The organism is Roseibium sp. HPY-6, from assembly GCF_040530035.1.
Taxonomy (GTDB): Bacteria; Pseudomonadota; Alphaproteobacteria; order Rhizobiales; family Stappiaceae; genus Roseibium.
The window spans coordinates 2,555,623-2,567,672 of the sequence record NZ_JBEWCD010000002.1; the positions used below are offsets into that span (position 1 = coordinate 2,555,623).

The window sequence follows — 12,050 nt, forward strand, 5'->3', positions numbered from 1 at the left end:
GTCTGGCCGGACCAGGTCCCCTTGAAAAAATGTAAAAAACGCCCCGACATCGAATAACACGTAATGTGGTGAACGCCGCATAAATAAGAATGGTTAATATGCATTAATTTTGACGGCTCTTGCCGAAAAGTTGTTGAAACGCCATGATTTGCGTACAAATCCAGGCTGTTTTCGCGCCACGGAAACGCCTGTTCATGCAAAGAAACAATCGGAAGATTATTGAAGGACCGACGAATGACCAAACTCGCTAAAGTCTCCTATTCCAAGATGGATGTGCCCAAAAAGGGCGTTGCCGTTTTTTTTGCCGACGAAAACCTCGGTTTTGGCAATACCGCAGGAGAAGCTGTTTCGGGTTTGGAAGGAGGCTTGGAGAGGGCAGCGGGCATTGCCGGGTTTTCAGGCAAGAAGAAATCAAGTCTCGACCTGATCGCGCCTTCGGGCCTCGGACTTGACCGTCTGTTGGTCTTCGGGATTGGCAAACCCGAGGATATGACGGATGAAGACTGGCGCGATCTAGGTGGCACCGTATTTGCCGCGCTGGCAAGAGCCAAAGCGGTTGTGGCTGAAGTCTTGCTCGATGGACCGGAAGGTGTCGAGATTTCCGCCAAGGCTGCGGCAGAGTTCGCCATGGGCGCCAAATTGCGCGCTTATGCCTTCGATACCTACAAGTCGAAGAAGAACGGCGGAGAAACCGAAAAAGACCTGAAACTGACCTTGAAGGTCGCGGATCCCAAGGCAGCGCGCAAATCCTGGACCAGTACTGAAGCGGTGGCGGACGGCGTCATCCTTGCCCGCGATCTCGTCAACGCACCAGCGAATGTCCTTGGTCCTGTAGAGTTTGCAAAGAAGGCAGCGGATCTCGAAAAGCTCGGTGTTGAGATCGACATTCTCACCGAAAAAGAGATGAAAAAACTCAAGATGGCAGCCCTGCTCGGGGTGGCGCAGGGATCTGTGCGCCCACCGCGCCTGGCGGTCATGCGCTGGAACGGAGGCAAGAAAGCCGACGCTCCGGTCGCGTTTGTCGGGAAGGGCGTTACGTTCGATACGGGCGGTATTTCGATCAAACCGGCCGGCGGCATGGAAGACATGAAGGGTGATATGGGCGGCGCTGCGGCGGTTGTGGGTGCTATGCACGCTGTTGCGGCCAGAAAGGCAAAGGCCAATGTGATGGGCGTTATCGGACTGGTGGAAAATATGCCTGACGGAAACGCGCAACGTCCCGGCGATATTGTCACGGCAATGTCGGGCACCACCATCGAGATCTTGAACACCGATGCCGAAGGACGCCTCGTTTTGGCGGATACGCTCTGGTATACCCAGGAAAAATACAAACCTTCGATCATGATTGACCTGGCAACCCTGACCGGCGCTGTTCTTGTGGCGCTTGGAAATCTTAATGCGGGTCTTTTTGCCAACGATGATGACCTGGCGGAAAAACTGCTGTCCTCGGCCAAGGCAAGCGGCGAGCCGCTCTGGCGCCTGCCATTGTCAAAGGGCTACGACAAAATGATCGATACGCCGAATGCCGATGTAAAGAACACCGGAGGCCGTTGGGCCGGATCGGTTACAGCAGCACAATTCCTCCAGCGGTTTGCAAACAATGTACCCTGGGCGCATCTCGATATTGCGGGCACGGCATTTGGTGCACCGAAGACTGACATTTGTCAGAGTTGGGCATCAGGCTATGGCGTGAGGCTGCTCAATCAGCTCGTTGCAGACCACTACGAAGGCTGATGCAAATCATCTGGCCAAAGAAAAACCCGCCATTTGGCGGGTTTTTTTACTCTGTTCGTTTGGCTCAGCAGGTTTTGTAGGTCTGGCAGGCCGTCGCCGGTTCGACAAGCATCCCCATTCCAAGCGTGGCTCCGGCAACAACGGCGACCAGCGCAAAAAACACAACAACACGCGCAATCATTCACAAAATCCCCTCTTTGGCCGGTTCGGGACTACCGCACACCGGCCACCCAGCAATGATCCTTGGATCTCTCCCGGGAACAAACCCTAGTCAATCGACATTTGCGAAGGGTTAATGATACGAGTCTTGTGGCCTGTCTATGTCGCAATTGCGATGAAATGGAATTGAGCAAATGCTGTTGCACGAGAGCATCACTTTAGTCCTGCCAAACTTGGCGCATCCCGTGTTCGTTCACATCGAAGAAAATGATGGGGTCGGAGCAGACAATGACCGTTGAGGTGATGTTCTACCATCTTTTGCACAGGCCGCTCGAATCGGCTCTGCCGCAACTTCTTCTGAAATGTCTGGAGCGGGATTGGAAAGTCGTTGTCCAGACCGGAAGCGAAGAGCGCTGCAACGCATTGGATGCTCATCTCTGGACATTCGCTGACGACAGTTTTCTGCCACATGGCACAAAAACGGATGGGTTTGCAGAGCACCAGCCGATCTATCTGACTGCGGAAAAGGACAATCCGAACAATGCCGATGTTCGGTTTCTCGTCGACAGGGCAGATCCGCCGCCGCTAGCCGGCTACACACGGGCAATCTACATGTTCGACGGCAACGATCAGAGCGCGCTGGAAGAAGCGCGAAATCGTTGGAAAGAGGCCAAATCGGAAGGGTTCGACATTGCCTACTGGCAACAGACTTCTGCCGGAGGCTGGGAGAAGAAGGCTTAAGAACCGATTGTGCATCCTTCACACGAGGATCAAGCGGATAACTTGTGGCAGCTCAACCGGCTTCTTCATACTCGGCTGAAAGTTCCAGCCATTCCTCCTCCGTTTTGACCAGTTTCTTTTCACAGTAAGCCCGTTCCTTGGCAAACTTTGTGGCCCTGTCAGGCTCAGTCTGAAAAAAGGCCGGATCCGCGAGCGCTTCGTCGAGCTTTGCGATCTTGTCCTGCAGCCTGGCCATTTCCTTTTCCGCCGCATCGATTTTCTGCTTCAGTGGCTTCAACTGGCTGCGCTTCTGGGCTGCCTCGCGCCGCTTTGCCTGTGCTGAAGCCTTTTCGGCTTCTTCCTCTGCGCGGTTCCTTGCTTTTTGAACCGCCTCAGGCCCTTGAAGGATCAAGCGCCGATAATCTTCCATGTCGCCGTCATAGGGTTCGACCCTGCCATCGGCAACGAGCCAGAGCCGGTCGGCGCAGGCCTCGACAAGATGCCTGTCGTGACTGATCAGCACGACAGCGCCTTGATAGTCGTTCAAGGCCATGACCAAGGCTTCGCGGCTGTCGATATCAAGGTGATTGGTTGGCTCATCAAGGATCAGCAGATGCGGCCCATCAAAGGTCGCGAGTCCCAGAAGCAAGCGCGCTTTCTCGCCGCCTGACAGGTCTTTCGCGGGCGTATCCATGCGGTCTGTCGGCAATCCGAACCGCGCGACCCTTGCGCGAACTTTGGCTTCCGGCGCATCCGGCATCAGCGCTCGTACATGTGCCACTGAGCTTTCCGATGGTTTGAGCTCATCGAGCTGGTGCTGCGCGAAAAACGCAATTTTGAGCTTCGAAGCCTTTTTGATGTCACCATCCATCGCGCCGAGGCGGCCGGATATGAGCTTGGCAAATGTGGACTTGCCGTTGCCGTTCGCGCCCAGCAGTGCAATACGGTCATCAGTGTCGATGTTCAGCGTCAGGCGGGACAGGATTTTCGTTTCCCCATACCCGGTCGAGACGCCTTCAAGCTTCAGGATGGGTGGCGCAAGTTGCGCCTGCGGGTCCGGAAACTCGATCGGTTTGCCGCTTTCTTCGGTCAATGCCGAAATCGGCTGAAGCTTTTCCAGCATCTTGAGCCTGGACTGAGCCTGCCGGGCCTTGCTGGCCTTGTAGCGGAAGCGATCGACAAACGCCTGCATGTGCTTACGCTGCGCGTCCTGTTTTTCCCTGGCCTTTTCCGCAAGAACCATGGCCTCACGCCGCTGCCTGTCAAAGCTGTCATATCCGCCTGAGTAGTAGGTCAGCTTGCCCCGTTCCAGATGAACGATGCTGTCGACAGCCTTGTTCAAAAGGTCACGGTCGTGGGAAATCAGCAGAACCTGGTGCGGGTAGCGCGCCACATAGTTTTCCAGCCAGAGCGTGCCTTCCAGGTCGAGATAGTTGGTCGGCTCGTCCAGGAGCAGAAGGTCAGGTTCGGAAAAAAGGACAGCCGCGAGCGCAACCCTCATTCGCCAGCCACCGGAAAAGGATGAGCAGGGGCGTTGTTGTGCGTCGGCGTCGAAGCCAAGCCCGGATAGGATCGAACCGGCGCGCGCTTCGGCCGTATGGGCGCCAATATCGGCGAGGCGCGTGTGAATATCCGCAATCCGGTCCGGATCGGTTTCGACTTCTGCCGCCTCGAGCAACCGGCTGCGTTCCGTGTCGGCGGCGAGAACAACTTCCATAAGCGTCTCTTCGGTCCCCGGAGCCTCCTGGGCAACCTGGCCAATGCGGGCCCGCTTCGGGATCTGGACCGATCCGGTTTCCGTTGAAAGATCGCCGGTAATGATCTTGAAGAGCGTGGATTTTCCTGCGCCGTTTCGGCCGACAAGCCCGGTTTTGGCTTTTCCCGGCAGCGTGACACTGGCCTTGTCGATAAGAAGGCGGTCAGCGATCCGGTAAGTGAGGTCTGAAATCTGCAACATGGCCGGATGTTTGGCGGAGCGCGGGCTGTGTTGCAAGTGGAAAGCAAAGGGGACAGCGATCATGTGGCAGGCTGTGGCTTCATTGCACTGCCTGCCACTTTGACGATCACTGTGTCAGGAAGGTCAAAATCTCCGTCAGGATACGATCGTGCTGTGCGACCCGCTCGGCATTGCCTTTGATACAGACGATTTCGTCACCCGGCTCGTGCTCCTTCAAAATGTCGAAGCCGTCCGGCTTGCACACGCCCATGAAGTCGAAGTGTCCGGCGCCTTCGAGTTCCAGGTGCGTTACGGAATCTGCCGGCAAGGCAGCCGCAAGTGCCCGCGACTCGACGTCCTGGTCCAGCATATCGGCGCGGCCCGACCCCAGCACGAGAATGGGCGTTTCAATCTGTTGAAGGCTCTTGCGGGAAAAGACCGGCGTGCCGCCAAGATCGAGGCTGATGACTTTCCGAATGCGCTCGTCCTTTCGCGACGCTGCCATTTCAACCCGGTCAGCTTCTGTTTCTGCGACGGACCAGCCCCTGAGCACCTCACAAACGACGAGGGTCGGTTCGCTTCCGCAAACGTTTTGATATCGTGCATTGTCGAATTCTGCACCGGCCAGAAACATCACGGTGAATCCACCCAGCGAATGGCCGGCCGCAAAAATTCTGCTTCTGTCGATGCGGGGACCATAAGTATCGTCTTGAAGGAGATGTGAAATCAGGCGGGAAACATCGACTGGCCGATCCCACAACTCCCGTGCCTGGGAGGGATCGCGCAAAAATGTGCTGGTGCCTGGATGGTTGATCATCGCAACGATATAGCCGCGGCGCGCCAGTTCCGAGGCGAGCCAGGCCTGGTTGAACGTGTTGCCGTACATGCCATGCGAGACAACGAGCAGAGGAAACTGTCCCTCTGCCATGACCGCATCCCGATCGGCCGGCGCCATTTGCCAGACTTTACTCTTGTCGGCGCGAACGTGCCTGTCTGGTGTGGTGGAGGGAAACCAGATGTCTCCGGAAAGAGGCCGATCGCTCCGTTTATCTTTCACGGTGATATCGGCAACGCCCGGCCCATAAGAAAGTGGCGTGTTTTCCAGGGCAGTGAGGTCGCCGCTGACGGCGAACGCCAAGGCAAGTGTGAGAGAAAGCACTATTGTCTTACGAAAGCTGGCAAGACGGTTGACTGCAATAGGCATGGGACCTCCGGTAACGATTGAAACGATGCTTACCTGTGGTCTCAACACGACTGTTGACAATTGGTGGAGCAGCCGTGCCCTGTCCTTAAACGTGATAAAGGACAGGACAGTCTCGCCAATCAGCCTTCGCACGCCGTAATGATCAGTATCCCGGTATCCTTTTTGCTCTCTGTTGTATTCCTGGGTCTTGGCCTGGCGGCCTTGATGTGGCGCTCCCTGCCGGCTCTCTCGAGGGGGCTTTTCGCGGGTCTCTTTGTCCTGCTTGCCATCGAGGCGTCTCTGGTGGGATTGCGGTTTGCGTATGGTATCTTCGATTTTCTCACTCTTCAGCGTGTGTTGCCTGTCTGGATAGCCCCAACGCTTTACCTGGCCTTTGCCGCGCTCACCGTGCCTGTATCCAAAGCCAAAAGGCTGATCCTCTTGAGCGGGGGTGTCGCCGTCCTGTTCTCATTTGCGGTAATGTTTCCGCTTCCGGTCGACGGATTTGTGGATGGCATAATCGGACTGAGTTTTGCGATTTACTGTTTCGCGTTGGTTCTGATCTGGTCGGGCGGTCCTGATCGGATGTCGCAGATACCAACCGGCCAGAGCGGGTTTGTTTTCAGGCTGCTGGCCATTGCAATTCTCGCTATGGCGGCATCGTTGGCGACGGACATCTGGATCGCGCTTCTATTTGCCCAGCAGATGCAGGAGAGCGCATCGCTTTTGATTTCTTATGCGAGCCTTGCGTTTTTGCTGGCAGCGCTCGCACTTGCCGTCATGACGCTGCGCCGGAAATCGCCACGGCGTCAATCGACAGCCAAACCGCGTGGGACCCCTGAAAAGGAAGCGCTTGTCGAAAAGGCGCGCAGGATCCTCACCGAGCAGCGGCTTTTTTGTGATGCATCGCTGTCACTGACGCGGCTCGCCCGGCGCACGGGGACACCGGACAGGGAGTTGTCGCTCGCGATAAATGATGTTGCCGGCATGAATGTCAGCCAGTTTGTAAACCGGGCAAGGCTGGACGAAGCCGCACGATTGCTGAGCGAAACGGATAAACCTGTTACCCGCATCCATGAAGAAGTGGGGTTCCTGACGCGCTCGAATTTCTACCGGGAATTTCAACGTCAGTTCGGTGAAGCGCCGGGTGCTTACCGAAAGAAAGCTCATTCCTCTTCGGCGAGCAATTCCAGGTAAAGCTCCGCAAAGCCGCCGAGAAGCTCATAGCAAAGGATGACTTCACGATCGTTCGGATCCCAGAAGGCGTTGTCTTCCTGGCACTCGGACGCTCGAAACGTAACGTTTTCCGGTAGGTCATAGAAGGTGTCGAGTTCGTCAGCGACCATTTCGAGCAGCGCGTTTTCCCGAAGTGAGGTGGCCAGTGTGCGCAACTCGGCAGGAGCATCGTCATATTCAATGCTGATTTTGCCTGCCGGTGTATCCTGATCCCGCACGAAAGGATCGGTGACATATTCCCAGGAATCCGCGGCCTGCTCATAGTCGATCGCACAGGTCTCGATGCGGTCGTCCGGCAGCGCGAGTTCTTCGGCAAGGTCCAGAAAGGCTTCTTCGTCCGCGCCCACCATCATGCACAACATGCGATAGCCGCGCTGCTGGTCCAGATCGTGAGAATCGTAAAAGACCAGTGCGTCATAGTCCTCTTCGGACATCAGGAACCAACCCGTCATCGCGTGATAAAGGTAAAGATCCATGTTGTCCGTATCGGCCGCGAGCATCGATATCGTCGCCAGATTGTCGACGGCGTCTTCTTCCTGGGCGAGAACGGGGAGTTCGAGTTCGGAGACAAGCATGTGCCCGCCTTCGTGATAAATCACAAAAAGCGTATTGCCGGCCACGAACTCAAGCAGTTCTTCGCGCAGATCCGGCTCCAGGTCTTGAAGCCGTTCCTCAAGGCCGGGATAAGCTGGTGCGTCGTCCTGCGCTATCGCTGGAGCCGCGTATGGCACCGCACTGATCGCCAATGTCAAAAACACGCCAACCGCGATAAAGAGTTTGATTGTCGGGGCCATGGGTCCAGCTCGCGAATTCGTATCTTGCCGATACTCATCGGCATTAGGTGTCAGTCTCGAAGACTATGTCCAACGGTGTTTCAATTCCATTAGCGTCCTCGTGTCATGGCGTATAACCTCGGCGTCTTGTGAAGCGACATGAAATTGTCATGGGTCAGCCCCCTTGCGGGCGCGGCGGCGCACCGTTATTAAGGCCGCGAAATTTCTGAAATTCCGGGCGCGGCAAGGGGCCGGCGCTCCATCGAGACAAGAAAGACGAAACCATGGCGATTGAACGCACGTTTTCCATGATCAAGCCGGATGCCACCAAACGCAACCTGACGGGTGCGATCACCGCAAAGCTGGAAGAAGCTGGCCTTCGGGTGGTTGCTTCACGGCGTGTCTGGATGTCCCTGCGTGAAGCCGAAGCATTCTATGCGGTTCACAAGGAACGTCCGTTCTTCGGTGAACTGACTGAGTTCATGTCCTCCGGTCCGACCGTTGTACAGGTTCTGGAAGGCGAAAACGCAATTGCCAAGAACCGTGAAGTCATGGGTGCAACCAACCCGGCAGAAGCCGCCGAAGGCACGATCCGCAAGGAATACGCTCTGTCGATCGGTGAAAACTCAGTTCACGGTTCGGACGCGCCTGAAACGGCGGCAGAAGAAATCGCGTTCTGGTTCTCCGGTACTGAACTCGTCGGCTGAAACTGCTGAAAACTGTCATTCGGGAAGCCGGTCCTTTGGGCCGGCTTTTCTTTTCTTTTCTGAAACACTGTCCTGATACATCCAGATACAAATTCTTACCAATTGACGGCTGCGGTGCGTGAGCGAAGCCATCATATTGGCGCGGTCGTGGTGCTGGAATCAGGAGAACACAATGCGTTTAACTCTGGCGCTCGCAGGCGCCCTGATTGCATTACCGGTCGCAGCACACGAAACGACTGCGTCCCTTGGCGGAGAAGAACCGCTTGAACACAAACACATGGCAGATGAGATCTGGGATATCCTCCTGCCGCAGGCCGAAGCAAGCGCGGACATTACCGTGGACGGCAATACGCGTCGGATCCGCGCCAATGGGTACCCGGACAAAGCACCCGGGCAATTTCCAAACCGCAACAATCCGCACGCCATTTCCAAAAAGAACTACAATCTGAAGGTACCGCTCAATCCACGCAAAAGGGGCGGGGCAAAGGATGCGCAGGGATCTGTTTTCGGCATAGCGATCAATGGTGTCGTGATGGACCCGGGAACGGCCGAGTACTGGCAGAACAATCGCCGGTCGGGATGGAATTACGAGGCGCTGGGCGGCGCCTGCAAGCTTGGTCTCGACAAGTACAACGCTCACGTCCAGCCCGATGGAACTTATCATTACCATGGCATTCCAACCGGCGTTGTCGCGGCCAGCGGTGGCCGTTCGGTGCCCGCGATGATTGGCTTTGCAGCCGACGGCTTTCCGATTTACGGCCAATACGGATATTCGGATCCGGAACGTAAATCCGCGATGAAAAAGCTGAAGAGCAGTTACCGGATCAAGAATGGCAATCGTCCGGACGGTCCGGGTGGACGCTATAATGGCAAGTTCACGCAGGATTGGGCGTTCGTTGAAGGTGCCGGCGACCTTGACCAGTGCAATGGCCGGTTCGCGGCCACGCCAGAATATCCGGATGGGACCTACCATTATATTCTCACGGACACGTTTCCGTTCATTCCGCGTTGCTGGATGGGAAATCCGGACGCCAGCTTTACGCGGTTGAAGGGACGCGGTCAGCGGCGAGGAAACCTTGAGGAAGGACAAAGCGGACCGGCGATCGACTTTGCGGCGTTCCAGAACAATGCGGAAATCGCGGCGCAGGTCATTCAGGTTCAGGGTGGCCACCCACCGCGGATGCGCCGCGGCGGCCCGCCACCGCGACACGACCAGCGCGGTCCGCGCCAGCAGCGAGGCGGGCAGGGCGGTGGCCAAGGGGCCCGTTCGCCCTGTAGCGGCAGCTGACGTTCAAGTCAGATAGGCGAAATGGAAGGGAGGCGCTTGACGGCGTCTCCCTTTGTTTTCCATAAGGCTTGGCCCTATTTTGAAATGCACGCCTGTTCCCGATTGGACGTTGTATGAACCAGCCGACACCAAAGAGCACCTTTTCAACCTGTCCACACGATTGCCCCTCGGCATGTTCGGTCGACGTGCACTTTTACCCGCATGGCGATGTGCGGCGGCTCAACGGGGCACGCGACAACACCTATACGGCCGGTGTCGTCTGCGCCAAGGTCGCCCGCTATCCGGAGCGGCTTTATCATCCGGATCGGCTGCTGACGCCGCTGCGCCGGGTCGGTAAGAAGGGCGAAGCACGGTTTGAGGAGATCTCCTGGGACGCCGCGCTCGATCTGGTTGCAGAAAAGTTTCTGGCAATTGAGGCTGAATTCGGCGCGCAAAGCATCTGGCCTTATTATTACGCTGGTACGATGGGACAGGTGCAGCGGGACAGTATCCACCGGCTTCGCCACGCCAAGGGCTATTCGCGCCAGTTCGACACATTTTGCACCAACATGGCCTGGACAGGATTCACCGCCGGTACCGGCAGGTTGGCCGGGCCAGATCCTCGTGAAATGGCGCAATCGGACCAGATCGTCATCTGGGGAACGAACCCGGTCTCAACGCAGATCAATGTCATGACCCATGTCACCGCCGCCAGAAAGAAGCGCGGTGCGCGGGTGATCGTCGTCGATGTGTATGAAACCGAAACAATGAAACAAGCCGATATCGGCGTGGTTCTGAAGCCCGGTACGGATGCAGCGCTGGCCTGTGCCATCATGCATGTGCTTTTTCGCGATGGTTTCGCCGACTGGGACTATCTGAACCGCTTCACCGATTGCCCGAAGGAGCTTGAAGCGCATCTTAAGACCAGAACGCCGGACTGGGCTGCCGAAATCACCGGACTTGACCCGACGCTGATCGAAACGGTCGCCCGGCATATCGGTGAAACGAAAAAGACGTTTTTCCGTCTGGGATACGGGTTCACGCGCTCACGCAACGGCGTTGTCGGCATGCACGCGGCGGCCTCGATCGCCTGTGTCATCGGTTCCTGGCAGTATGAGGGGGGCGGTGCGTTCCACAACAATGGTGGTATCTATCACTTCAATAAGGAAATGATCGAGGCGACGTCGCTGAAAGACCCATCCGTACGCGCGCTCGACCAAAGCCAGATTGGCCGGATCCTGACTGGTGACCCGGCAGCGTTGCTTGGCGGTCCGCTGGTGAAAGCGATCCTGGTTCAGAATACGAACCCGGTGTCCGTTGCGCCCGAACAGGAACTGGTCAAGGAGGGATTTGCGCGCGAGGACCTCTTCACCGTGGTCCACGAGCAATTCATGACCGAGACCGCGCAAATGGCGGATATCGTTTTGCCGGCAACGCAGTTCCTGGAACATGACGACATTTACAAGGGCGGTGGACACCAATATATCTCGCTCGGGCCGAAAGCCGTCGAACCGCCGGAAGGACCGCGGGAAAACCTATTTGTAATCAACGAGATCGCAAAGCGCGTTGATTCAAAGTCTCACCCGGGTTTCGACATGTCCGCGCGAGACCATATCGACTGGTTGCTGCAGAACTCAGGCCAGGGATCATTCGATGAACTGTATTCGGAAAAATGGCGCGACGTTCAGCCGGATTTTGAAACGTCGCACTTTTTGAATGGCTTTGGTCACAGTGACGGCAAGTTCCATTTCAAGCCTGCCTGGGGCAAGACCTTTTCGCCGAACAAACCCGACGGCGACACCGTCTTTGGGCCTTGCAGCGAGATGCCGGAATTGCCGGATCAGTGGGATGTGATTGAACTGGCCGATGAGGACCATCCACTGCGGCTTGCTACGTCGCCATCCCGGTCTTTCCTGAACACCACATTCAACGAAACCGAGACGTCGAAAAAGAGGGAAGGCCGTCCGGAAGTCTGGATCCGGCCCGACGACGCGGTGCGCTTTGGCATTGAAGACGGCGCGAAGGTCAAACTCGGAAACCGCCGAGGCGTCGTGACGCTTCATGCGCGCCACGTGGAAACGGTTGCGCCCGGGACGGTCATCTCCGAAGGCATCTGGCCGAACGCGGCGTTCGAGGATGGCAGGGGGATCAATACGCTCACCGGCGCAGACCCGGTCGCGCCCTATGGCGGCGCAGCGTTTCACGACACGGCGGTCTGGATCAAAGCCGCCTGAGTCGCTCCATCGTCTGACGAATATTCAGGGCACCCAGGTATTACGGGTGCTTTCAGACTTGTTGAGCGCATAGCGTGCACCCACCTGTTTTGGACAGGAGG

At 56.8% G+C, this 12,050-nt stretch carries 9 protein-coding genes; 6 read left to right on the forward strand and 3 right to left on the reverse strand.

All coding sequences use genetic code 11. The annotated features are described in order from the left end of the window. Positions 1–234: 234 nt before the first annotated feature. Together ABVF61_RS22850 and ABVF61_RS22855 are read left to right on the forward strand one after the other, a co-directional pair. Complete coding sequence (locus tag ABVF61_RS22850) at positions 235–1,734, forward strand: leucyl aminopeptidase (RefSeq protein WP_353995829.1); 1,500 nt, start codon at positions 235–237, stop codon at positions 1,732–1,734. Between the two features lie 447 nt (positions 1,735–2,181). Continuing rightward, positions 2,182–2,634: a DNA polymerase III subunit chi gene (locus tag ABVF61_RS22855; RefSeq protein ID WP_353995830.1), complete on the forward strand. Its 453-nt coding sequence runs from the start codon at positions 2,182–2,184 to the stop codon at positions 2,632–2,634. A gap of 52 nt (positions 2,635–2,686) precedes the next feature. Here the strand turns inward: ABVF61_RS22855 and ABVF61_RS22860 are convergent, their stop codons facing one another. Together ABVF61_RS22860 and ABVF61_RS22865 are read right to left on the reverse strand one after the other, a co-directional pair. Then, positions 2,687–4,570 (reverse strand): ABC-F family ATP-binding cassette domain-containing protein, encoded by a 1,884-nt coding sequence (locus ABVF61_RS22860; RefSeq protein WP_353995831.1) that lies wholly within the window; start codon positions 4,568–4,570, stop codon positions 2,687–2,689. A gap of 106 nt (positions 4,571–4,676) precedes the next feature. Then, positions 4,677–5,753 (reverse strand): alpha/beta hydrolase family protein, encoded by a 1,077-nt coding sequence (locus tag ABVF61_RS22865; protein ID WP_353995832.1) that lies wholly within the window; start codon positions 5,751–5,753, stop codon positions 4,677–4,679. 138 nt (positions 5,754–5,891) lie between these two features. On the opposite strand from ABVF61_RS22865, the gene ABVF61_RS22870 reads away from it, so the two are divergent. Further along, positions 5,892–6,929, forward strand: a complete 1,038-nt coding sequence (locus ABVF61_RS22870) for a helix-turn-helix transcriptional regulator (RefSeq protein WP_353995833.1) — start codon at positions 5,892–5,894, stop codon at positions 6,927–6,929. Here ABVF61_RS22870 and ABVF61_RS22875 read toward each other — a convergent pair. Continuing rightward, positions 6,899–7,762, reverse strand: a complete 864-nt coding sequence (locus tag ABVF61_RS22875; RefSeq protein ID WP_353995834.1) for a DUF4344 domain-containing metallopeptidase — start codon at positions 7,760–7,762, stop codon at positions 6,899–6,901. The genes ABVF61_RS22870 and ABVF61_RS22875 overlap by 31 nt on opposite strands. A 263-nt stretch (positions 7,763–8,025) precedes the next feature. On the opposite strand from ABVF61_RS22875, the gene ndk reads away from it, so the two are divergent. From ndk to ABVF61_RS22890, 3 genes are all read left to right on the forward strand, one after another. Next, positions 8,026–8,448: a nucleoside-diphosphate kinase gene (ndk, locus tag ABVF61_RS22880; RefSeq protein ID WP_299471444.1), complete on the forward strand. Its 423-nt coding sequence runs from the start codon at positions 8,026–8,028 to the stop codon at positions 8,446–8,448. A 172-nt stretch (positions 8,449–8,620) separates the two neighbouring features. Continuing rightward, on the forward strand, positions 8,621–9,736 hold the full coding sequence (locus ABVF61_RS22885) for a YHYH protein (RefSeq protein WP_353995835.1): 1,116 nt from the start codon (positions 8,621–8,623) through the stop codon (positions 9,734–9,736). Between the two features lie 113 nt (positions 9,737–9,849). Beyond that, positions 9,850–11,949, forward strand: coding sequence for a molybdopterin-containing oxidoreductase family protein (locus ABVF61_RS22890; protein WP_353995836.1), 2,100 nt, complete (start codon positions 9,850–9,852; stop codon positions 11,947–11,949). Positions 11,950–12,050 lie beyond the last annotated feature (101 nt).

Coding starts and splice junctions, on each gene's coding strand:
- ABVF61_RS22850 (WP_353995829.1), top strand. CDS start 235: ATGACCAAACTCGCTAAAGTCTCCTATTCCAAGATGGATGTGCCCAAA.
- ABVF61_RS22855 (WP_353995830.1), top strand. CDS start 2,182: ATGACCGTTGAGGTGATGTTCTACCATCTTTTGCACAGGCCGCTCGAA.
- ABVF61_RS22860 (WP_353995831.1), bottom strand. CDS start 4,570: ATGTTGCAGATTTCAGACCTCACTTACCGGATCGCTGACCGCCTTCTT.
- ABVF61_RS22865 (WP_353995832.1), bottom strand. CDS start 5,753: ATGCCTATTGCAGTCAACCGTCTTGCCAGCTTTCGTAAGACAATAGTG.
- ABVF61_RS22870 (WP_353995833.1), top strand. CDS start 5,892: ATGATCAGTATCCCGGTATCCTTTTTGCTCTCTGTTGTATTCCTGGGT.
- ABVF61_RS22875 (WP_353995834.1), bottom strand. CDS start 7,762: ATGGCCCCGACAATCAAACTCTTTATCGCGGTTGGCGTGTTTTTGACA.
- ndk (WP_299471444.1), top strand. CDS start 8,026: ATGGCGATTGAACGCACGTTTTCCATGATCAAGCCGGATGCCACCAAA.
- ABVF61_RS22885 (WP_353995835.1), top strand. CDS start 8,621: ATGCGTTTAACTCTGGCGCTCGCAGGCGCCCTGATTGCATTACCGGTC.
- ABVF61_RS22890 (WP_353995836.1), top strand. CDS start 9,850: ATGAACCAGCCGACACCAAAGAGCACCTTTTCAACCTGTCCACACGAT.